The sequence below is a fragment of the Methylobacillus methanolivorans genome, from assembly GCF_054588515.1.
The window spans coordinates 37,526-60,217 of sequence record NZ_BAAILT010000003.1 but is presented as its reverse complement, the minus strand read 5'-3'; the positions used below and the strand labels follow the sequence as shown (position 1 = coordinate 60,217).

The following is a 22,692-nucleotide window of genomic DNA, read 5'->3' as shown; positions in this document are numbered from 1 at the left end:
GACTTAAGGCGTGATTGCCACCTTCATGACGCCATCGCGCTGATTGGCAAATAGGTCATAAGCTGCTTCAATCTCGCTTAGCTTGAAGCGGTGCGTCACCAGCTTGCTCAAGTCCGCGCGGCCAGAGCCAACGGCATCCATCAGTCTGCGCATACGTTCCTTGCCACCGGGGCAGAGCGTGGACACGATGGTGAAATCTCCCAAACCTGCTCCAAACGCGTTTAGGGGTAATGTAAGGTCCGTAGAGTAGACACCCAGGCTGGATAAGGTGCCGCCTGGACGTAGTACGCGCAAACAGGATTCAAAGGTTTGCTGTACGCCCAATGCCTCAATCGCGACATCTACGCCGCGTCCATCGGTCAGTTTCAGGATTTCTTGTACCGGATCATGGGTCTTAAAATTGACGACATGATCTGCGCCCAAGGCGCGGGCAATGCTTAGGCGCTCGGGAATCGAATCCACGCCGATAATCTTGGTGGCACCCAGCAGCTTCGCGCCTGCAACGGCTGAGAGGCCAATTGGGCCAAGGGCAAACACGACCACGGTATCGCCAATCTTGATATTGCCACGCTCGGCACCGGAAAAGCCAGTCGACATGATGTCGGGACACATCAAGACCTGTTCGTCGCTGAGGTGGTCTGGAATCACGCTCAGGTTGGCCATGGCGTCCGGCACGCGCAGGTATTCCGCCTGACTGCCATCGATCGTGTTGCCGAATTTCCAGCCACCGGCTACCTTGAAGCCATGCGGAGTGTCCGGGCCATCTTGGGCACCGATGCCGCACAGGCAAGCATTGGAGTATCCGCTGGGTGTGATAGCGCCTGCGATCACGCGTTGGCCTACCTTGAACCCATGGACTTCTGAACCTAGTTTTTCAATAATGCCCACAGGCTCATGACCGACAGTCAGGCCTGCTGCTACTGGATATTCACCCTTGAGGATGTGCACATCAGTGCCGCAGATAGTGGTGGTCGTGATGCGGATCAGGGCATCCAGCGGGCCGATGTCGGGGATGGGTTTGTCACGCAACTCGATGCGGCCGGGGGAGACGAAAACTGCAGCTTTCATGTTAGCCATGCAAATACTCCTTTTTTAATAAGGGTTATTTGTATGGTACCAAACTTCTCTCCTGCGCGCCCGGGCATTTATTGAAGAAGTAGAGGGGTTTTATAACCGCATCAAGTGGGTCAAAAGATTCTTCTGATTGGTGAAGGTGATGTCGTACATGCTGGTGAGGCCTTGTGCATGCTCGTCAGGTAGATCGGCAACGCAAAGCAGGAATTGCGATTTCTGTAACCCCAGGCTTTTCTTGAGCAAGCGGTATTTCTCGATGTAAGGCTTGTAGTCTCCAGATTTGCATTCAATGCAGATCGGTGTTTTTTCTTCAAGCAGCAAGAACACATCCAGCTCGTAGACATCAGCATTGGGTAGCGTGATCTTGGCGTTACGTGCACAGGAAAAGGGTAGGTTACGTTTGTCTGCAAACTCCAGTGCCTGCATCAAGGCATACCATTCCAGCCAGATGCCATTGAAGAATTGGCGAATGACGGGTGAGGGTTGCAAGATCAGGCGCAGGCTTTTCTCACTTTTTTGCTGTACTAGCCGACTGAGGAAAGCGTAATCATGCATTTGCTTACAAAAGCGCGTGATGCGGTTGATATCGTCGGGCTTGCGATTGTCCAGCTTGATAGTGGTGCCGTTGTAGTTTTCCTTGTAGGCATGGCAGATTTGCGCAATCAGCGGGCGCAAGGTGGCGTAATCCTCGGCAATGGCATTGGCGATCTCATCGAAGAAGCCTGTGGTATCCACGGCCTTGGGGTTAATCTCGACAGCGATTTTCTTGCGTTCAAACCATGTCAGGATGGGTTGCGATTGGCTGGGGCTGGAGAGCATTTCCGTGTTGGAAAAGTCGTGCGGACTAGTGGTACTGGCTTCCGTGGTTGCAGTCTCTTCCGTTTGTTCAGCCTGCAAGCGTTTGACGGTGTTATGCAGTGCAAAATACTTTTCCAGCAGCTTACCTACAAAAAAACTGGTATCCCACACCTTGTTCTGATGTTGGCACTTGGGGCAGGCGACATCATGTCCGATCAGGCTGTGATCTAGCTCTGCGATAAAGTTGCAGCGACTACAGCGTAAGATGGCCATGATGAGGTTGTCCTAGGGTTGGGTGGAAGTTTGCAGTAATTGTTTCAGCAACGGCAACGTCACAGCGCGTTTGTCGGTGAGTGACCATTCGTCCAGGGCATCAATGGTAGCGATCAAGCTGGGCATGTCGCGGCGCAGGTGGCGCAGGCAGTAGTCCAGCACTTCGTCGGGCAACTTCATGCCGCGGGCATCGGCGTGGATTTTCAATGCCTGGGTTTTTTCTTCATCACTTAGTGGATGTAGCTGGTAGCTCAGTCCCCACGCCAGCCGGGTAGCCAGGTCATCACGCAAACCCATCTGCCCTGGGGCTGCAATGCCGCTGACCAGCAACCTGCCGCCAGATTCGCGTAACTGGTTGTAAAGGTCGAACAAGGCAATTTGGTCATCATCGGAAAGCGTGTGTACATCATCGACGCAGATCATGTCTAGGTCGGCAGTGTGGGCAAGCGCGTTACACGCCTGGATCAAGTGGCTTTTACCACAACCGGTTTCTCCCCAGAGGTAGATGAAGCGTGCATCATCATGTTCAAGCACGGTGCGCTTAAGCTGGAACAGGGCTTCGGCATTGCGGCCGACCACGAAGTTATCCAGGCTGGGGGCCGCGGGGGGCTGGATATCAAGAAGTAGTTGTTTCAATATGGTTCACTTGCGAGCTAAATATTGGCAGTGTCGTGCATGATGCATCGTGATCCTGCCGAGGTCTTTATTATCGTTTGCGGGCTATTATCAGGTAAAATTGCGCCCTAATTGTCTAAATTTATCCTGTGGAAAGCGAGAACTCAACTTGAATTCTGAAAAAACCTCGATTAGCTATCGCGATGCCGGTGTGGACATTGAGGCCGGGGACGCCCTGGTTGAGAGAATCAAGCCATTCGCAAAACGTACCATGCGCCCGGAAGTGTTGGGTGGTATTGGTGGTTTCGGTTCCTTGTTTGAAGTGCCGAAGAAATTCAAGAACCCGGTATTGGTCTCTGGTACCGATGGTGTAGGCACCAAACTCAAGCTGGCTTTCCAGCTCAACAAGCACGATACGGTCGGTATCGATCTGGTTGCCATGAGCGTCAACGACATTCTGGTGCAAGGCGCGGAGCCTTTGTTCTTCCTCGATTATTTTGCCTGCGGCAAGCTTGATGTCGATACTGCGGCGCAAGTGGTGCAAGGCATTGCTGCGGGTTGCGAGCAATCTGGCTGTGCGCTGGTGGGTGGTGAAACCGCCGAAATGCCCGGCATGTACCCGGACGGTGAATATGATCTTGCAGGCTTCGTGGTGGGTGCCGCAGACAAGGATGCCTTGATTGATGGCTCTACTATCGCTGAAGGCGATGTAGTACTGGGGTTGGCGTCCAATGGCGCGCATTCCAATGGTTACTCGCTGGTGCGTAAGCTGCTTGATCTTTCTGGTGTAGACCTTGATAGCGATTTCTATGGCCGTCCGTTCCGGGACGTAGTGATGGCACCGACGCGTATTTACGTAAAGCCTATCCTCAAGTTGCTGCAAAGCATCAAGGTCAAAGGCATGGCGCATATCACTGGCGGCGGTATTACTGAAAACGTGCCGCGCGTGTTGCCTGAAGGACTAACTGCTGAAGTACGCCAAGGAAGCTGGGAAATGCCACCGCTGTTTTCCTGGTTGCAGGAGCAGGGTAATGTCACCGATCAGGAAATGTACCGTACGTTCAACTGCGGTATTGGCATGGTGGTCATCGTGTCGGCCCAAGATGCGGCTGCTGCACAGGCTTTACTGGCGGCAGAGGGCGAAAAAGTGTGGGACATTGGCCGTATCCGTGCACAGACGGCTGGCGAAGCGCCTACCGTGGTGGTGTAAAGAACTAAAGCAGGATTCTGTTGCCAACAGAGTGTTTGCTTGCACTGGATGAGTGCTGATTCAGGGCGATGCAATGCATCGCCCTTCATGTTCCAGGAGGTCCCATGTTCATATCCCGTATCCGTGTCCTGAGTCTATTGCTGCTATGTGTCAGCCATCTGGCACTGGCTGCGCCCAAGCAGGTGCAGCTTACCTATGAAGCCACGCGCAATGGCCAGCCCTTTGCTACCGTGAATGAAACGTATCGGCAAGAAGGTAATCGCTACCATATTGAAAGCGTGACTAAAGGCGTGGGTGTCTATGCCTTGTTTGGCGAGCGCAGATTGACCAGTAGTGGTGAGGTGACGGCACAGGGCTTGAAGCCGGAGCATTTTGAGTTGCACCAGGGTGATAACGAAAAGCGCTCGTTATATACCGATTTCGATTGGGCAAACAACCAGCTCAAGATGAAGGTGAAGGGCAAGCTTAATACTGTGCCGCTAGAGCCGGGCGCGCAGGATATCAGCAGCTTCATCTATCAGTTCATGTTTGCAGCCCCTACTGGTGCCGAGCTCAAATTGCCGGTGACGACAGGCAAGAAGCTGCGTACTTATCACTATCAGATCGATGCCAAGAGCGATGCCTTGGAGGTTGCTGCTGGCAAGTTCAAGGTGATGCATCTCAGTGAGGCAGTGGCTGATGAGGATGGCAAGGAGTTATGGCTTGCCGTGGAGCAGCATTACCTGCCGGTCAAGCTCATGATGGTGGATGACAAGGGTAGCAAGATAGAACAGGTGCTGACGAGCATTAATGTGGAGTAGTGTATTCAGCAAGAGTTTCTTGAAGCGTCTGCCTCTAGGGCTGGCGCTTGCACTATTGCTTTCCCTGTTGGTTCACTTGGTGATACTGGGGAGTGAGTATTGGCACTTGCCCAGTCTGGATGTTGCACAATCTAATCACCAAGTGCAGCAAATACACTTGCAAGCCGCACCGCTGGCTCAGTTGCCTCCGGCACCCAAGCCGCAGCCAGCACCCAAGCCTAAACCCGCGGCGGAACAGGCACAGCCGCCAGCTAGCCAGCCATTGCCTGAGATGGCGGCGCAGGAGCCCATTACAGATTTTCAGCCTATGGATGAAATGCCTGCCGTGGATGTTGCGCCAGCGAATGAGCCGCAGGCTGATGATTCAGTTAGGCCGCTAGAGGATGCTGGGTTAGCCGAAGCACCTGAAATTGAGGCGCATGAAATGCCCGCGTTCAGTTATGTAGACACCGAATTTGTGGTGTTGCGTGGGGAAAATGGTAGCAAGATCGGGGTGACCAAGATTAGTTACCGCATGCAAGAGAATGGCCGGTATGAGCTGACCAGCACTACTGAAGCCAAGGGGCTTGCGGCATTGGTTGTGGCGGGAAAATTGTTGCAGCAGAGCGAAGGCGTGGTGACCAGCGAAGGCTTGCAACCGCAGTTTTTCTCTTACCAATATGGCAAGGGGGAAAACAAGAAGCAGCAATCCCGGTTTGACTGGGAGCAGCATACGGTGACCTTGGAAACCGCCAAGGGGGTGAAGACCGTGGCATTGCCTGCAGGCTCGCAGGATTTATTGAGCTTTATGTATCAGTTTATTTTCACACCACCGCTGGAGCAACTGACGCTGCACATCAGCAATGGCAAGAAATTGAGCGAATATAGCTACAGTTTTGAAGGTGAGGAAACCCTGAATGCCGAGTTTGGCAGTGTACGTACCTGGCATATTGCACATGCAGGCCAGACGGGCCATGAGAAAACCGAATTATGGCTGGCGATAGATTATCACTACCTGCCAGTTAAAATGCGTAAGACAGAAGAGGATGGCAGCGTGATCGAACAGCTTGCCACCAGCATATCGACTGATTTATTGAAATGAGATTATGAACCAGAATATTCTGAGATCCACCAGTATTGCCCTTGCCGACGTATTGGGTAATCCCGGTCCGGCGGATGCCAAGTTGGGAAAATTTTTCCGTGAGCACCGCGAGTTTGGCAACAAGGAGCGCGGCTGGATTGCCGAGGCGGTATATGGCGTGCTACGCCGAAGATCATTTCTTGCTTACTTGGCTGGTAATGAAGATCCGCGCCGTTTGTTAGTAGCTTGGCTGGTGCGCGTGCAGGGCAATAGCTTACGTGAGCTGGATGAGTTGTTGAACCAGCAGCAAAAGGAATGGGCGCAAGAGATCAAGGCCAAGTCCACGGATGGCTTGAGCCCGGCAATACAAGCTGACTTGCCAGAATGGCTGTGGGAGCGCCTGGAGTCGCAATATGGGGCAGAGGAAGCATTGGCGATTGCGCGTAGCATGCACAAAGCTGCGAGCCTTGATTTGCGCGTTAACCTGATCAAGAGCAACCGCGATGAAGTATTGGCACGGTTTAATAGTGAAAAGGCCGGTGCTGAAGCAACGCCTTACTCGCCTACTGGCATTCGCTTACCGCAGCGTATGTCCATCAACCGTCACCCTTTCTTTGTCGATGGCAAGATCGAGGTGCAGGACGAAGGTAGCCAACTGCTGGCATTGCTGGTAGCTCCTAAGCGCGGCGAGATGATTGCGGATTTCTGCGCAGGCGCAGGTGGCAAGACACTGGCGATGGGCGCGCTGATGCGTAACACCGGCAGGTTGTACGCTTTTGATGTGTCAGAAAAGCGCTTGCATAACCTGGGCCAGCGTCTCAAGCGTTCTGGTCTTTCCAACCTGCATAGCCAACTGATCAGCAGTGAGAGTGATCCTAAACTCAAGCGCCTGAATGGCAAGTTCAATCGTGTGCTGGTGGATGCTCCGTGTAGTGGCCTGGGGACCTTACGCCGTAACCCTGACTTGAAGTGGAAGCAGACCCCCAACGATATTGCCGAGTTAACTGCCAAACAGGCGGCTATACTGACCCGGGCAGCAAAATTGGTGAAGGCAGGTGGTCGCTTGATCTATGCCACATGCAGCTTGCTGGCGGAAGAAAATGAGCAGGTGGCAGAAGCTTTCTTGGCCGCACATCCACAATTCAAGCTTGTGAATGCGGCAGAAGTCCTTGCACAACAACAGGTTGAGCTGGATACTGGGGCTTATCTGAAATTACTGCCGCACCAACATGAAACCGATGGTTTCTTTGCTGCGGTGTTCGAACTCACCACTTAAGGAGTCCGCATGAAGCTACCCAGCCTCAACACACAGATATTGCTCGGTGCATTATTGGGTGTAGGGTTGGGGTTCCTGCTGGCTAGCCTAGATACAGGTTCGACAGCACAAGAGACTGGCTTATACATCAGCACTATGGCAGGTGGTGTCTTCATCGGCCTGCTTAAGATGGTGCTGGTGCCCTTGCTGTTTACATCCATCGTCGTCGGCGTCGCAAGCTTGCAGGCGCATCGGCAAATGCATCGGGTGTGGATTTCCACCTTGGTCTTCTTCAGTATTTCCATGGCGATTGCGGTGGCACTGGGCTTGGTGGCGACCAATATCTTCAAGCCCGGTGCGGGCATGCACCTTGGTATGTTTGCGGATGCCATGGAGAATTTCCATAGTGAAAAGCTGACTGTTGGTGAGTTTTTCAGCAAATTCTTGTTGGGCCTGTTCCAGAACCCATTTGCAGCGCTGGCACAGAGCAATGTGCTTGCTGTGGTTATTTTTGCCTTGATCGTTGGCATTGCCATGGTGATCGGCGGCGAACGCTACCGTCATTTACTCAATATCATGCAGGAAGCCTTTGACCTGGTGATGATGGTGGTCGGTTGGGTGATGCGCCTGGCGCCTATCGGCATCATGGCATTGCTCACCAAGCTGGTAGCCACGCAGGATGCCAGCCTGTTCGCAAGCATGGGTGAATTCATGCTCTTGGTCGTGGGCATTACCCTTGTGCATGGTGTCATCATCCTGCCAGGCATTCTCTACTTGGTTACGCGCGTTACACCATGGCGATTCTGGAAAGGCGCACGTGATGCTCTGGTAACTGCATTTGCCACTAGCTCTAGTTCTGCCACCATGCCCGTGACTATGCGGTGTACCGAGCAGCAACTAGGTGTAAAGCGTGACATTGCGGGGTTCGTTGTGCCGTTGGGGGCGACGATCAATATGGATGGCACTGCATTGTATGAAGCTTCTGCTGCATTATTCATCGCCAACCTAGCTGGGGTGGAACTTAACCTGGTTCAGCAACTCATAGTGTTTTTTATGGCCATGTTGGCTTCGCTTGGTGCTCCAGGTATTCCTAGTGCTGGCATGGTGACGATGGTGATGGTGTTGCAGTCAGTCGGTTTGCCAGCGGAGGCCATTGCTATTTTGCTGCCTATAGATCGCCTGCTGGATACCATACGTACGACGGTAAATGTCGAAGGGGACATGGTGGGTAGCTTGATTGTGCAGGAAATTGTCTCAACTTCTGACCATAAGCCTGTTGCAGGGGGATGATTTTGTATAGAATTGCCCGCACTGTCATCCAAACTGGGGGTGATACGTTATAACTAGCGTATCACTAAGATACTGGAAAAAATACTCGGTTTAATTGATAATGTTTCTCAGTTGTAAAAATCGGGAAACTGGCAATGCGCTCTGATGCAGCAACATCAAACAATGCGCAGCAAAAAGCCAAATGCGGTAGTTGTTGAGTAGTAACAAAAGAGAAGTTCTATAACACAGGCAATAAGCCTATTTTAGATGAGGAAAGTCATTATGAAATCCAGCAAAATCGTCGCTCTGTTGTTCGCTTCACTGTTCTCTGGCTCCGTATTGGCAGCCGGTTGCTCGGTAGATGTCGAAGCTAACGACGCTATGCAATTCAACACCAAGAACATTGATATTGAAAAGAGCTGTAAAGAGTTCACAGTAAACCTGAAGCACACTGGTTCACTGCCAAAAAATGTCATGGGCCACAATCTGGTGATCACTAAGACTGCTGATTTCAAGGCTGTCATGAATGACGGTGTTGCCGCTGGTGAAGCTGGTAACTTTGTTAAGGCTGGTGATGCACGTGTGATTGCTCACACTAAGCTGGTCGGTGGTGGTGAGAAGGACAGCGTTAAGGTTGACGTAAGCAAGCTGGCTGCTGGTGAGAAGTACACATTCTTCTGTTCCTTCCCTGGCCATGCCACTATGATGCGCGGTACTGTTACTGTTAAGTAATACAGTATCCCATCATAATCGCCTGATGGGTGATTAATCAAAAAGGCAGCTTTGCTGCCTTTTTTGTTGCCTGATCGAAGCGGGTGGAAATGAAAAAGCAGCCCGTAAGCTGCTTGAGTGGTGTGCATGAAGTTGGACTAGAACCTGTAGGTGATATCCATCTGGTACAAGCTGAAACTGTCGAGATTGAGGGCGATATCGCTCTGCGATGCGGCAGCTGATAGTTTATCGTTCTTGCGGTTGGCATGGCCGACAGCCAAGTTCACGACGACATTGTCACGCAGGAAGTATTCTCCCTTGAGTACGATGCCCTTCATGTTGACTCGAGAGTCCATGAAGTCGGAATCGACGGTATTGGGGTCAAGTGCGTAAATTCCCACATCTTGATACCACAATCTGCTGGACCAATCGCCACGTTTGGGTTGCTTGCCCTGTTGGCTAGAGAGTCCCACGCCAAGCAACCAGGCCTTGTCGTCATGGCCTGCCGAGCGGATTACAGCCCCTCTGGTTGCCGAGCTGGCAGTCGCGGCAGCCACCGCGGCTTCGTATCTATCCTTACCATCCAGGTTGGTCACATAGTCGCTGAACGCCATCAGTTTCATGCTGTCATTAAGCTTGAACACAACTTCGGCGGGAATCTCGATGGTGCGGATATCGTTGGTTGCTGTCGTCGTTGTGCCCAGGCTGACACCTCGACCACTATCGCTGCCCAAACCGGGCACAAATGGCCCAGCACCTGGTGCATGGTCGTTGGAGAACTTGGTAAAGGTGAGCGCTGCCTTGGCAGAAACACGCTCGTTAATATCAAATTTTGCTCCACCCTGAAATGCCATCAAATCATTGGTGACCCTATCATTGTTGATAATGGTGAAGTCTTGGCGGTCACCGATGTACTGTGATTGGGCAAAATTAGCGAACAGGTTTACCTTACCCCATTGGTACTCTACCTTCTCGACCAGGCCTTCAAAGGTCAAGTCACCGTCCCATACCATAGGCGTCGTGTAGAGCGGATTGGCAACACGGCCTGCTTCTACCTTCAACCAGTCTGTGACTTTCCAGCCTAGCAGTGCGCGTTTGACGTAGACAGTTTCTTTGGTGTTGGAACCGTTGGAACTGTTGGCAGCGTTACCGAAAGTGGAGTTGTCGGAGCGACCATTTGCCCCCATGGATAATGCGATGTCGGAGTAGAAATCGCCAGCGTTGGTTTTGACGCCTAGCACCAGCTTGTAACGGCCACGTTCGCGATCTTCAGTGATGTTGGATGAGTCCTCACCTCGACGGAATTCGTAGCGGGCGCGAATATCGCCATAGATCGTGGCATTGTCGATTGCGTCGGAAATCGTGACCTTGCCACCTGCCTTGCTGCTTTTCTCCAGCACTTTGTCCTGAGCTGCCTTCTCGCTTTCGTGGCCCTTGCTCAGAAGCTTGCCTTCCTCTTCGGTCAATACACCTTTAGCGACCAATGCATTGACAAGATCAGTCGTGGAGTCTGCCATCGCTGACATACTCGCCAATGCCATCGCGGTCATGGGTAACAAACGTAACAGTTTCATTTTTTCCTCATTGAAGTCTAGAGAGATGACGGCGTGTTTGCCATTCAATGAGGCGGGATTATTGGGAGGAAATGTGACAATTCAGTGTCACATGATGGAAAAATGACTAGAAAAGGACTACTTTTACAGTGATTTACAATAAATGAAATTTCATTATTAATCAGGTTGATAGGGTGTTAATAGCTTAAAAATAAAAAAGGCGACAGTAACACTGCCGCCTTGGGGAAGAGGTAATAACGATGAATGTTAACGAACCATTTTGTTCATGATCAAGGAGTAAGCTGCCGGCACTACTACCAACGTCAGCAGGGTGGAGGAGATCATGCCACCGATCACGGCGATGGATAGCGGTCCATTGGTTTCGGCACCAGCCCCCAGGCCGAATGCTGCCGGGAGCAAGGCCAGGATGATGGTCAGCGAGGTCATGAGTACTGGGCGCAGGCGAATGGGGCAGGCCTCGCGCAAGGCATCGTTGACGCTTTTGCCTTCATCGCGTAACTGGTTGGTAAGGTCGATCAGCAAAATAGAGTTCTTGGCAACCAGCCCGATTAATAGTACCAAGCCTATCATAGAGAAAATATTGAGCGAATTCCCCGTGATCCACAGTGCAAATACACCGCCGATAATCGCCAGTGGCTGGGCCAGCATGATGATGAAGGGCTGTAGGAAAGAATTAAATTGGCTTGCAAGTACCATGTACAGAAGCACCAAGGCCAACGCAAAGGCAAACACCATGCTACTAATGGTTTTTTGCAGTTCTTCTGCCTGGCCTACCAAGTTGAACTGATAGCCGGGGGGTAGGGTCTCGGCAGCCAAGTTACGCACATGCTGAACAGCATCGCCTAGCGGCATGATGGGGTTGGAGTAGAGGCTGGCAGCATATTGCAGATCGAAGCGCCCGATCACGGCAGCTCCCAGGGTCTGCTTGAAGCTCGCAACACTGTCTAGGCGTACCAATTCCCCAGTGTTGCTACGTAGGTAAATCTTCTTCAGGTCATCCGGGGTTTTCAGGCTGCCCTCCTTGGCTTTGAGGCGAATGTCGTAACGCTGCCCATCACCAGGCTCATCATTGAAGTCGGCAATGTCAATCCCGCCTGTATAAAGGTTAAGCGCTGTGGCGACATCTATCGTCGACACGCCCAGGCTTGCTGCCCGTACACGATCTATCTGCAAGGTGAGCTGAGGGAGGTCCAGATCCAGATCCAGGTCCACTTTGCCCATGCCTGGAATATCGCCCAATTTACGTTGCATGGCTTTGCCGAGGAGGCTGACCTGTTCCAGATTGGCACCCGTGATATTGAATTGCAGTTTTTCTGAACGTTGTCCCCCGACGATGGCAACAGGTACCGGAAAGGCACGCACGCCTGGAATCTGGTCTAGTTCGCTGCGGATGGCGCGAATCAAGGCTTGTTGGGTCATGTCGCGTTCGCGCCGGTCTTTGAGGCGGATGCTAACCGTGCCTTTGTTGACTTGGCCTTGTGCACCCACGCCTATGGTGCTGAAGTAACTGGCAATCTGTGCATCGTAACGCTGCAACACAGCTTCCATTTTCTCCAAGCGGCTGTTGGTGTATTCGAGGCTGGAGCCTAAGGGGGTGCGAAATGAAATCAGGAAGCGGCCTTCATCTGAGTCGGGGATAAATTCTTTTTGTACTTTGCCAAAGAAGAAACCGCTGCCAACCACGACCAAGATAGTCAAGAACATGACTTTCCAGCGGTGTTGCAGCGTCCAGGCCAACATGCCACTGTAAATTTTATCCATGCCACTGAAGACACGATCTAGCCAAAAATAGAAGCGTCCAGTAGGTTCGTGAGCCTTCAGATAGCGCGAACATAGCATGGGGGTGAGGGTGAGTGACACCAGCAATGAGACTAACACGCCAAAGGTGACTACCACAGCGAAGGATTTGAAAAATTTGCCAATAATGCCCTCCATGAAAATTACGGGAGCAAAAATACATACCAGGGAAAATGTGGCTGCAATCACGGCAAATGCTACCTCGCGGCTACCGGTAATCGCGGCGGAACGTGCCAGGAGGCTTGCATTGGCACTTGGGTCTTGTTGAGTACGCAGGCTGAGGTGTCGATAGATGTTCTCAAGCACCACGATGGCATCATCCACGACTACGCCGATCAGCAATAGCAGCGCTAGCAGCGTCATGGTGTTGAAGGTGAAGCCTGAGAAATACATGACGGCGACTGAGCCCAGCAGTGACACAGGAATGGCCGTGGCAATGATCAGGGTGGAGCGGATAGAGCGCAGGAATAGCCACACAATCAAGGCGGCAAGTAGCGTGCCTTCCAACAGGTGCTCCTGCAAGGCATGGACGATTTCCTCAATGAATAAGGCATCATTGGTTGAAATATCCAGCGTCATGCCTGGAGGCAGGTTAGGACGGATGTCCTTGTCCAGCTTGCGCAATACGTCATCAATAATCGCCACCGTGTTGGCATTGGAAACCTTGACGATGCCCAGGCCAACGGCAGGTTTACCCATGTAGCGACCAAGCTGGCGATAATCCGCAATGCCGTCTTCCAATTCGGCAACCTGCTTGAGCTTGATCGCGGCACCATCGCGATAGGCCACGATCATCTCTGCCATGTCCCGCAGATTGTGGAATTCCATATCCAGCTTCATCAGGTATTCGGCATTATTGCCTACCAGGAAACCGCCTGGTAATTGCACATGCTCACGCTTGAAGGCATCGATGAGGTCAGTCGCCGTGATGTTGTGGGCAGCCATGCGCTCGGGCAAGACATTGACGCGGATGGTACGGTCACGGCGACCACCCAGACGTACTTCGCCAACACCATTGATGGTTTCCAGTTTTTTCTTGAGGACATTGAAACCGTAGAGATTGATCTGTTGCGTGGTGCGGTCGCCGCGCAAGGCCAGCCACATGATGGGCTGGGCATTGGTTTCCACTTTCTGCACCTGCGGCGGATCGGCATCATCCGGCAAGCGCCGTAATACCTGGTTAACCTTGGCTTGTACTTCGTTATACGCTACATCAATGTTCTTCTCGAGGCCGAAGGTAATAGTAATGACAGACACGCCTGGTGATGATGAGGACTGGATGTGTTCGATCCCCGGTGTGGTGTTGACCGAGGATTCGATGATGCTGGTGATGCTGGCATCTATGATGTCGGGATTGGCACCATTCAGTGTGGTCGTGATCGAAATGATGGGAAATTCAATATAGGGCAGGCGGTCGACACCGATGCGCTGATAGCTGATGATGCCCAGCAACACTAGCAGGCCGGAAACCATCCAGGCTAGTACATGGCGCTTGATTGATATTTCCGGCAAGGTCATCGCTGGGCCTGCTGTGCTTGAATCTGTACGCGGGTCTGGTCGGTCAGGAAGGCTGCACCATCAACGGCAATGGTTTCACCTGCCTGCAAACCTTCTAGGATCTGGATGCGGCCATCCTGATACATACCGGTTTTGACGATACGCTGTTGTGCCACATCATCCTTGATCACGTAGACGACCTCCCCTGCTGGACGTAACACCATGCTTTGCTCTGGTACCACCAAGGCTGCAGGATATTCCCCCAGGATGATGTCTCCAGTGACGCTGGCCCCTGATTGCCATCCAGGCTGGTCGACAATGTCCACAAGCACATCAATGGCCCGGTTGTTGCTGCCAATCACCGGCTTGAACTCACGCAAGACGCCTTCTGCCTCTTCATCAGCAGTGGGTGTTTTCAGCCTGACAGTGAGTCCTGGCTTGAGCTTGGAGCCCAGGTTTTCCGGGAAGGGCAGATGGGCACGCAGCTTCTGGTTACTGATGATCTGTAGGATGGGATCACCTACCTTGACATAATCACCCGGAGAGACGATCTGCTTCTCGACCTTGCCGTCTATAGGAGAAAGCAAGCGGGTTTTGTTGCCATTGTGGGTAATCGTGGCAAGGCGGGAGCGTGCACCTTCAAGCTGGCGTTTGAGTGCGATCTGTTGTGTTTCCAGATCATCAAGTGCATTTTGAGAAATAAAGTTTTTCTCGACCAGTTTCTGGTTGCGTTCCACATTGCGTTGCTGGTTCAGCAACAAGGCCTCCAGCCTGGCAACTTCGCTCTCAGCCTCGTGCTGTTGCAATGTGTAGTCTTGCGCATCCAGCAGGGCGATGACTTCGCCTTTTTTCACGACTTGTCCTGGTCGGGCGAGTATCCTCAAGACGCGGGCAGGCACCTCTGCTGCTACCGTAGGGTCCATGATGCCTTCAAGGGTACCGATCGCTTGCTCACGAATTTCGAGTCGGGCTGTTTCCACCGTGGCGATGCTGACCAAGGGGAGCGAGGCAGGTTTAGCTACCTCTTCTTTTTTGCTACAAGCGATGTTCAATAAAGGTAACAGGGCAAGAAGTGCAAAAGCCCCTACACGATAAGCTGACATTGATTCTAGTTTTCCTGATTGATTGCATGAGGGATAAATCCCTCATGCTTGTTGGTTGGCACTATTGCATGTCAACCTGGCTTTGTCCCGAGAATTCAGGAGTCTATACCGGAATTGCCGGTTTTTTCCATGCTTGCCTTGAGGTCGGCTAACCGTTCCCATTGAAAATAAGGTCCAGGGTCCGTCTTGCGGCCAGGTGCAATGTCGGAGTGGCCGACAATATCGCGGATTGGGTAGTGCGAGACCAAGCGATGGAGTAGCGTTTGTAATAGTTGGTACTGCGGCGCGGTGAAGGGTTCATCATCACTACCTTCCAACTCAATACCGATCGAGAAATCATTGCAGCATTCGCGCCCTTGCCAGCTAGAGACCCCGGCATGCCAAGCACGCGCCTCGCAAGCAACGAACTGTTGCAGCGAGCCATCGCGCCGGATGACGAAGTGCGCGGAAACCTTGAGTTGATGTATAGCTGCGTAGTAGGGGTGCGTTGCAGGGTCTAGCTGGTTAGTGAACAGTTGGGTGATGCCAGGGCCACCATATTCTCCTGGTGGCAGGCTGATATTGTGGATGACGATCAGGCAAATATCCTGAGCACTCGGGCGTTCATCATGGTTGGGTGAGGCGATGAACTCTGCCCCTGCCACTATGCCATGCTGGTCTATCAATAAGGCGCTATTCATCAGTGCGTTAGTCGTTATCTTTGCTCAGTCCCAGCTTGCTGAGTCGGTAGCGAAAGGTACGGAAACTGACGCCAAGCAGTTTGGCTGCCGCCGTCTTGTTGTGTTGGGTTTTTTCCAAGGCATTGATGATTGCCTTTTTTTCCAATTGCTCCAGATAGTCAGGCAATGGCAGGCCTTCATCCGCTGGAGATGTATTGGTCGTGGGTACTTGCATGGCTGGGTCTTGGTCCAGCAAGAGGTCATCAGCCGTGATGGTATTGCCGTCGCACAAAGCCAGCGCGCGTTCCAGCACATTTTCCAGTTCACGCACATTGCCAGGGAAGCTGTGTCTTGCCAGCATCTGGTTGGCTGCAGGGGATAATGCCGGCACGGCACGGCTCTCCTCACGACATTGCTTGGCAAGCAGCGAGTCAACGAGCAGCGGGATGTCTTGCTGCATGTCGCGCAGTGCAGGCAGTTTAAGCTCAATGACGTTGAGGCGGTAGTATAAATCCTGGCGGAATTCACCACGCTCCATGAGGATGGACAAGTTCTTGTGTGTGGCGCTGATGATGCGTACATCGACGCTTTCTTCCTGCGTGCCGCCCACCATGCGCACCTTCTTTTCCTGAATGGCGCGTAATAGCTTGACCTGCATGGCAAGTGGCAGGTCAGCGACTTCATCCAGGAAAAGGGTGCCGCCTTTGGCGGCGTGGAACATGCCTTCCTTGTCGTGTGTCGCACCAGTGAAAGCGCCTTTTTTATGGCCAAAGAACTCGCTTTCCATTAGGTTTTCCGGGATGGCGCCACAGTTGATAGCAATAAAGGGGCCATCGCGCCGGGAGCCGTGCTGGTGAATTAAGCGTGCAGCCAGCTCCTTGCCGCTGCCAGATTCTCCACTGATGTAGACAGGCGCCTGGCTGCGCGAGAGTTTTTCTATCATGCTTCGTACTTGCTTGATGGCGGCGCTGTTGCCTATCATATTCAGCGTACCTGACGCGGTATTTTCTTCTTCAACAGAGGCAAGCTTGAGCGCGGATTGCACCAGTGGGCGTAATTGCTTGAGTGAGATGGGTTTGGTGAGGTAGTCGAAAGCACCGGCCTTGAGGGCAGAAACGGCATTTTCCGCACTGCCGTAAGCCGTGATGACGGCGACTGGCAGCCCAGGATAATCTTGGGCGATGTGCTTGACTAGGTCCAACCCGCTGCCATCGGGTAAGCGCATATCGGTGAGGCATAAGCCATATTGACCTTGCTCCAATAGATGCCTGGCCTCAGTCAGGTTGCTTGCGCTATCCGCACGGATATCCATGCGCTCCAGGGTGAGCACCAGCAACTCACGAATATCGGTTTCGTCGTCGACAACCAGGCAAGCGGGAAAAGCACTCATGCAGATTCAGTTTTCTCAATATGGATAACAAACGAACAGCCTTGCTCAATGGCGACATGTTCTATGGTAGCGCCATTAGCTTCGCATAGTTCGCGGGCGATATAAAGGCCAAGCCCTGTCCCTGTGCTTTCTGTCGTGAAAAATGGCTCAAACAGGTGTGCCAGCGCATGCTCGGGAATACCCTGGCCGTCATCACGCACTTCAATTAGCCATTGCTCGGCTTCACTGCGCAATGACAGTGTCAGGCTGCCATCGTGCTGCTGGCTATGGCGCCATCCATTGCGACACAGGTTCCACAGTACTTGGTGCAGATGGCGATGGTCGAAATCAATCGTGGGCTCCAAGTCGTCGGTATCCAGGACAAAGCCTTGAGCGGGAATTTTCTCCACTTGGTAGAACTGGTCGTGAAACTCGCGCAGAAAGTCTGCCAGCTGGATTTTCTGTTGTTTTGTACGATCACGGCGGTTCAGCTCCAGTACATCCTTGATCATCTGCTCCATGCGCTGCACATTGTCGCTGATGATTTGCAGCATGCGTTGACTGGCAGGGTCATGTGATTCGTCTTCCTGCAATAATTGCGTAGCGTGGCTGATGGCGCTCAGAGGGTTACGGATCTCATGGGCGATATTGGCGGTAAGCCGTCCCAGTGCGGCCAGTTTGAGTTGCTGTGCTTGGGTTTGCAGGTGGCTCCAGTCCTGGATGAAGATGACGGTACCGTGTGCATAGCTTTCGCCTACCGGCATGATTTTGAGGCGCAGGTCGCGTTTGCTCAGGCTGAGTTTGATCAAGCCTTGCGGTTTGCCGTGGCCTTGTTGGTGCCAATGTTGTAATAGTGTGTGCAGTTCAGGAGCATAGTTGGCGAGTGGCTGGTGGTTGCGGATATCACCTTCCAGGCCCAGCAAAAAATCCGCCTGTCGATTGCGATGACGCAGGTTGAGCGCTTCGTCCACTACCAGGACGCCATCATCCATTTCCTGCGTGATGAGCTGGTTGACCTGGCCAAGGTTCTCCAAGTCGATCCCGCGTTGCGAGGCAAGTTGCGCATGCAGATTGGCGCGCTTGCTGAAACTGTGGGCCAGCCAGGCAGTAGCAAAACAACTGATGCTGAGCATCGCTGCATGCGAATAATCGCCAAAATCCTCATTCCAGATCAACATCTGGTAAGACTGCTCCAGCAGCAGGCCTATGCTCGCTACCGCGGCATAAAACAAGGCCAGCCTTCCCTGGCTGATCAAGCTCGCTGCGGCAATGGTGACAATCAGCAGCAAGCCGAGGCCGCTCTTGATGCCGCCACTGGCATACATGAGCAGAACGATAAAGCCGATATCTAGCAGGGTTAACAGGGATAGTTGGGCACTGAAGTTGGGTTTGCGCAGGACATTCAGGCATAGCGCCAGGCAACCAAAGCTTAAGTATCCCAAAGACAAGCTGAGGTACAGCGTGGGGTTGTAGTTGAGCCAAACGCGGGTGTCTTGTAGCAGAAAATACGAAGCAAGGAAGACGATGCCAAGCAGAATGCGGTAGACCCCGAACAGGGCTAATGGCTGCCAGAAGTTCGTACTAGTGTTGCTGCCAGTGTGGGCAGACTGCTTGATCATGATTGATGTTGCTGTTGATGTGCCTCTGAGCAGTAGTGCAACGCGCCATCCTGTATGCTTTCGCTTCTCGGCAGGTGTACTTGGCAATGTGCGCATTGCACCATGTCTTCGGGGTGGGGGCGTGGTTGTGTCGGCTGGTCGACGTTATGGCGATAGCGCTTGAGGATGGTGAAGAGCAACCAGACGACAATAGCGAGTAACAGCAGTTTCAGCATGATGCTCAATGAAGTGGGTGGAGAATGGGGCTGATTGTAGCTAAAAGCAGGCCAGGCCACAAAATCAAACCTGATATACTCACTCGCAATAGCTGATGTTCCACGTGCCGAGGCACTAAATGCAATAAAAAGCATCCAAGCACTTCAATGGCGAGCACACAAGAACTCTCAAATTTTCTGGCACAAGTCGAGCGTCGGGCTTTCAAGCAGACGGCATATGCCGTGCGCGACGATCATGCTGCCATGGACATTGTCCAGGATGCCATGCTCAAGCTGGCGGAAAAGTACGGCGCGAGGCCTGTTGAAGAATATCCCATGCTGTTTCAGCGCATCCTGCAAAACACCATGAAGGATTACTGGCGGCGGCAAAAGGTGCGTGGTATCTGGACGACCTTGCTATCCTCGCTGGGTGTCAATCAGCATGACGACGAGGAGCATGATCCTCTGGAGACGATGGTTTCTGAAGATGATCATGACAACCCGGAACAACAGTATGAACAGCAGGAAACCATTGCGATTATTGAAACCGCAATAAAAAATTTGCCAACGCGTCAACGAGAAGCATTCATCTTGCGTTATTGGGAAGATATGGATGTTGCTGAAACAGCGGCAGCCATGGGGTGCTCGGAAGGTAGCGTCAAGACTCATTGTTCCCGGGCAGTCCACGCGTTGGCTGCGACACTTGAAAAATACGGTTTTGCTAAAGAAGTGCTCGACAAGGCTGGGGGCGAGCGATGAATCACGAACAGCGTTTTGCAAAAGAAATCGTCCGCCGATTGGACGAAACTACAGAGCATCTGACACCCGAGGTGGTCAATCGCCTAGCTGAGGCGCGCCTCCGAGCGGTGTCGCGTATGGTTGCACACTCACAGTCTTCCCAGCCACAGGGGCGTGGGTTGCTCGCCTTGGTTGCGGGCTATGCCCTCCATCATCAACGTACCTTGTCTTTGGCTGCCCTGGTGGCGGCTGTATTGTTTACTTTTGTTGTTACCCAGCAATTGACTGAGCATGGTCATGGTGAACATGGCGATGCCTTCCTGCTGGCTTCTGAACTCCCCCCCGAGGCATATCTTGATCAAGGTTTTTATTCATGGTTAAAACAGCAATAGCAGCCAGCCTGTTATTGCTTACGCTAACAGCAGGTGCCGAAACAGGCGCATCGGAACCAAGTTGGGCGCAACTCAATGAAAGCCAGCGTCAGGTGCTGGCGCCACTGGCGCAGGAGTGGGATATTTTGCGTCCGTGGCAGCGTGAGAAAATGCTGGATATAGCACGCGATTATCCCAAGATGTCAGCTACGCAACAGCAACTGGTGCAGAAGCGCCTGACGCATTGGAGTCGCATGACGCCTTACGAGCGTGAGAATGCGCGCAAGAAATACCAGGCATACCAGAACCTGTCGCCTGAGAAAAAAGCAGAATTGCGCAAAAAGTGGGAAGAGTACAAGCGCCTGCCAGAATCGAAGCGCGAAGCATTGCGCCGCGATAATCCTGACATCGATACCGGTCTTGAAGAGTTAGACTAACGCAAGAAAGCCGTATGTCATGCATACGGCTTTTTACTTTTATCTACGTTCCACCCAGTACAACATGAAGATGCCTGCCATCATGAAGAGCAAGGTCGGCATGACTGCGCTGAATAATGGCGACCAGTCATTGAGCAAGCCCAGGTGTACAAATACCCGGTTCAATACTTGATATACGATCCCCAGCATGATCCCTGCAAAAATCTTGGTGCTTGCCGAGCTTGAGCGTTGCTGCACGAAACCGAAAGGCAAGGCCAGGATGACCATCACCAGACAGGCCAAGGGATAGATCATTTTCGACCAGAGTGCGATCTGGTGGCGAGAGGTTTTCTGCTTGTTGCTCGTCAGGTGGTTGATGTAGAAATATAAATTCCACGCAGACATCTTTTCCGGCACCACCAGCAGTACATTGAGCAATTCCGGACGAATCAAGGATTGCCAGGTGGCTTCCGGGAACATGTTGGTACGGATTTTCTGCTCTTCAAAATGGGTTTGCGTGACTTGATGCAGATTCCAGTTCTTACCGTCAAAGCTGCCATCTTTGGCGTTGCTGATGGTGCGCAGGCGGAATTCGTTGTCGAATTCATAGATGTTGATATTCATGAGCGAGGCGTCTGGCATGACGGTCTGCACATTGACGAAGCTGTTGCCATCCTTTACCCAGAGCCCTGAACGGAAGTCTTGTGCCACAACGGAGTCAGTCGCCTGGATGCGGATGCGTTGCGCGGCTTTTTCGCTCAAAGGTGCAATGAGTTCGCCAACCAGGAAAGTCAGCACGGCGAATACCAGACCTACGCGTAGTAGGGAGAAAGCGATTTTTCGGATGGAGATGCCACTAACGCGCAGGATGATCAGTTCGGAGTAGCGTGAAAACTGGCCCAAGGAATACATGGTGCCCACGAGCACTGCGACGGGCACTACTTCATAGACGTGGCCGGGTGCGCTGAGCAATACGTAGAGCAAGACCTTGCCGATGCCGTAACTGCCCTGGCCCAGGCTTTCCAGCTCCTGAATCAGGTCAAAGAAGGAAAACATGGCCAGCAACCCCAGCATGATCAGCATGATGCTGGAAATGATTTCCTGGGCAAGATAGCGGTTGAGTAGTTTCATCGCAATATTATTTGCGCCACAGGCGTGGCAGGAACGGTAGCTGGAACAAACGGCGATAGAACATCCAGAATGTCAGCAACAGGAAGAATGCATGCACTGGCCACAGGCCAACCATGGTAGGGATTTTCCCCTGTGCCAGCCAGGCTTGCAGGATGCTGAGCAGGTTGTTATACACAATATAGATCAGCAGAGCCATCATCAGGTTAGCAGAGCGACCTGAGCGCGGGTCAACAAAGCTCAGTGGAATGGCCAACAGGATCAATACAAATGCGGAAATAGGGATGGCAAGGCGCCATTGTAGTTCTGCATTACTATCCAGGCTGTGTTCGTTGAATAGATCCAGGCTGCTTTTGGATTGTGTATTGGGGGGTTGCTGCTGGACTTCCGCAGGCTCGATGCGGATAGCGTAGCGCTCGAATTCGGTAATCGAGTATTCCGCAGTGTTGGGGGTGCCTTCATAACGGCGGCCATTTTGCATCACGAGAAAATTGTCGTTGTTCTCTGCGGTCTCTCGATGTCCGCGAGCAGCCACGATGATGCCGAGCTTTTGGTGCTGCATGGATTGCACAAAGATATTCTTGACGATATTGCCTAGCTCATCAAAGCTTTCCACAAAGAACACACGATCAGCCTGGCGTGATTCCTTGAATACGCCGGGGCTGATGGAAGATAGCTCATCACGGCTTTTCAGTTGGTCACGGAATTCAGCTCCCTTGTTGGTTGCCCATGGCGTGACAAACAGGCTGAGGAAGGTAATGACGACAATAACGGGTACGCCAAAAGTCAGGACAGGACGAATCCAGCTGGACAACCCTTGCCCTGAGCTGAACCAGACCACCATCTCACTGTCGCGGTGCCAGCGCGATAAAGTAAGCAGGACAGCCAGGAAGAGCGTGAGTGATAGCATCATGGGCAAGAACTTCAGCATGCTGAAGCCGAGCAGGGTATTAATGGCATCGCTGGCTAGGCTGCCTTTTGCTGCAATGCCAATGTAATAGGCTACGCGCTGGGCGATGACAATGCCGAACAGCACCATAAAGCCGCCAATGGCAGTGGTGACTAGCTCTTGCAGGAGTGAGCGTTTGAAGAGCATCTTAGAAAAACAGGTAGTCCAGATTCCGCAATTGAGGTTGATTTACCGCGAAAACGCGGGATAATT

Annotated in this window: 21 protein-coding genes; 9 read left to right on the top strand and 12 right to left on the bottom strand. The window is 52.4% G+C overall.

Annotated elements, in window-relative coordinates; all coding sequences use genetic code 11:
* Positions 1-3 precede the first annotated feature (3 nt).
* The 3 genes from LG202_RS09140 to LG202_RS09130 form a co-directional block, all read right to left on the bottom strand.
* A complete protein-coding gene (locus tag LG202_RS09140; RefSeq protein ID WP_230348143.1) occupies positions 4-1,077 on the bottom strand; it encodes an NAD(P)-dependent alcohol dehydrogenase in 1,074 nt (357 codons plus the stop codon).
* Positions 1,078-1,167: 90 nt separating this feature from the next.
* Entirely contained in the window at positions 1,168-2,145 is a 978-nt protein-coding gene (locus tag LG202_RS09135) for a PDDEXK family nuclease (protein ID WP_230348142.1), read from the bottom strand.
* A 12-nt stretch (positions 2,146-2,157) separates the two neighbouring features.
* On the bottom strand, positions 2,158-2,781 hold the full coding sequence (locus LG202_RS09130; protein ID WP_230348141.1) for an HdaA/DnaA family protein: 624 nt from the start codon (positions 2,779-2,781) through the stop codon (positions 2,158-2,160).
* Positions 2,782-2,929: 148 nt separating this feature from the next.
* Between LG202_RS09130 and purM the strand changes: the two genes are divergently transcribed.
* The 6 genes from purM to azu all read left to right on the top strand — a co-directional run bounded on the left by purM (position 2,930) and on the right by azu (position 9,086).
* Positions 2,930-3,970, top strand: a complete 1,041-nt coding sequence (gene purM, locus LG202_RS09125; RefSeq protein ID WP_230348140.1) for a phosphoribosylformylglycinamidine cyclo-ligase — start codon at positions 2,930-2,932, stop codon at positions 3,968-3,970.
* Positions 3,971-4,074: 104 nt separating this feature from the next.
* Positions 4,075-4,770 carry a DUF3108 domain-containing protein gene (locus tag LG202_RS09120; protein ID WP_230348139.1) on the top strand — a complete coding sequence of 232 codons (696 nt, stop codon included), beginning with the start codon at positions 4,075-4,077 and terminating at the stop codon, positions 4,768-4,770.
* Between the two features lie 19 nt (positions 4,771-4,789).
* On the top strand, positions 4,790-5,851 hold the full coding sequence (locus LG202_RS09115) for a DUF3108 domain-containing protein (protein WP_230348138.1): 1,062 nt from the start codon (positions 4,790-4,792) through the stop codon (positions 5,849-5,851).
* Between the two features lie 4 nt (positions 5,852-5,855).
* Positions 5,856-7,106: an RsmB/NOP family class I SAM-dependent RNA methyltransferase gene (locus LG202_RS09110; RefSeq protein ID WP_230348137.1), complete on the top strand. Its 1,251-nt coding sequence runs from the start codon at positions 5,856-5,858 to the stop codon at positions 7,104-7,106.
* 9 nt (positions 7,107-7,115) lie between these two features.
* Complete coding sequence (locus tag LG202_RS09105; RefSeq protein ID WP_230348136.1) at positions 7,116-8,375, top strand: dicarboxylate/amino acid:cation symporter; 1,260 nt, start codon at positions 7,116-7,118, stop codon at positions 8,373-8,375.
* Positions 8,376-8,636: 261 nt separating this feature from the next.
* Positions 8,637-9,086 carry an azurin gene (gene azu, locus LG202_RS09100; RefSeq protein ID WP_230348135.1) on the top strand — a complete coding sequence of 150 codons (450 nt, stop codon included), beginning with the start codon at positions 8,637-8,639 and terminating at the stop codon, positions 9,084-9,086.
* A 137-nt stretch (positions 9,087-9,223) separates the two neighbouring features.
* Here the strand turns inward: azu and LG202_RS09095 are convergent, their stop codons facing one another.
* The 7 genes from LG202_RS09095 to LG202_RS09065 all read right to left on the bottom strand — a co-directional run bounded on the left by LG202_RS09095 (position 9,224) and on the right by LG202_RS09065 (position 18,898).
* Positions 9,224-10,639 (bottom strand): putative porin, encoded by a 1,416-nt coding sequence (locus LG202_RS09095; RefSeq protein ID WP_230348134.1) that lies wholly within the window; start codon positions 10,637-10,639, stop codon positions 9,224-9,226.
* A gap of 246 nt (positions 10,640-10,885) precedes the next feature.
* Positions 10,886-13,954, bottom strand: a complete 3,069-nt coding sequence (locus LG202_RS09090; protein ID WP_230348133.1) for an efflux RND transporter permease subunit — start codon at positions 13,952-13,954, stop codon at positions 10,886-10,888.
* Positions 13,951-15,036 carry an efflux RND transporter periplasmic adaptor subunit gene (locus LG202_RS09085; RefSeq protein WP_230348132.1) on the bottom strand — a complete coding sequence of 362 codons (1,086 nt, stop codon included), beginning with the start codon at positions 15,034-15,036 and terminating at the stop codon, positions 13,951-13,953. The genes LG202_RS09090 and LG202_RS09085 overlap by 4 nt, the downstream gene beginning before the upstream one ends.
* A gap of 95 nt (positions 15,037-15,131) precedes the next feature.
* Positions 15,132-15,716 (bottom strand): 1,6-anhydro-N-acetylmuramyl-L-alanine amidase AmpD, encoded by a 585-nt coding sequence (gene ampD / locus LG202_RS09080; protein WP_230348131.1) that lies wholly within the window; start codon positions 15,714-15,716, stop codon positions 15,132-15,134.
* A gap of 7 nt (positions 15,717-15,723) precedes the next feature.
* Positions 15,724-17,085 carry a sigma-54-dependent transcriptional regulator gene (locus tag LG202_RS09075; RefSeq protein ID WP_230348130.1) on the bottom strand — a complete coding sequence of 454 codons (1,362 nt, stop codon included), beginning with the start codon at positions 17,083-17,085 and terminating at the stop codon, positions 15,724-15,726.
* A complete protein-coding gene (locus tag LG202_RS09070; protein WP_230348129.1) occupies positions 17,082-18,683 on the bottom strand; it encodes a sensor histidine kinase in 1,602 nt (533 codons plus the stop codon). Before LG202_RS09070 ends, LG202_RS09075 begins: the two co-directional genes overlap by 4 nt.
* On the bottom strand, positions 18,680-18,898 hold the full coding sequence (locus LG202_RS09065) for a PP0621 family protein (RefSeq protein ID WP_230348128.1): 219 nt from the start codon (positions 18,896-18,898) through the stop codon (positions 18,680-18,682). The genes LG202_RS09070 and LG202_RS09065 overlap by 4 nt, the downstream gene beginning before the upstream one ends.
* A 147-nt stretch (positions 18,899-19,045) precedes the next feature.
* On the opposite strand from LG202_RS09065, the gene LG202_RS09060 reads away from it, so the two are divergent.
* From LG202_RS09060 to LG202_RS09050, 3 genes are read left to right on the top strand one after another with little or no spacing between them, the layout of a single operon-like run.
* Complete coding sequence (locus LG202_RS09060; protein ID WP_230348127.1) at positions 19,046-19,636, top strand: RNA polymerase sigma factor; 591 nt, start codon at positions 19,046-19,048, stop codon at positions 19,634-19,636.
* Positions 19,633-20,007 carry a DUF3619 family protein gene (locus LG202_RS09055; RefSeq protein WP_230348126.1) on the top strand — a complete coding sequence of 125 codons (375 nt, stop codon included), beginning with the start codon at positions 19,633-19,635 and terminating at the stop codon, positions 20,005-20,007. Before LG202_RS09060 ends, LG202_RS09055 begins: the two co-directional genes overlap by 4 nt.
* Complete coding sequence (locus LG202_RS09050) at positions 19,989-20,423, top strand: DUF3106 domain-containing protein (protein ID WP_230348125.1); 435 nt, start codon at positions 19,989-19,991, stop codon at positions 20,421-20,423. Before LG202_RS09055 ends, LG202_RS09050 begins: the two co-directional genes overlap by 19 nt.
* A 39-nt stretch (positions 20,424-20,462) precedes the next feature.
* On the opposite strand, the gene lptG is transcribed toward LG202_RS09050, so the two are convergent.
* A complete protein-coding gene (lptG, locus tag LG202_RS09045) occupies positions 20,463-21,533 on the bottom strand; it encodes an LPS export ABC transporter permease LptG (protein WP_230348124.1) in 1,071 nt (356 codons plus the stop codon).
* A 7-nt stretch (positions 21,534-21,540) separates the two neighbouring features.
* The gene (lptF, locus tag LG202_RS09040) at positions 21,541-22,626 is read right to left on the bottom strand and encodes an LPS export ABC transporter permease LptF (protein WP_230348123.1); all 1,086 of its coding nucleotides are present in this window, start codon (positions 22,624-22,626) and stop codon (positions 21,541-21,543) included.
* Between the last annotated feature and the right edge of the window lie 66 nt (positions 22,627-22,692).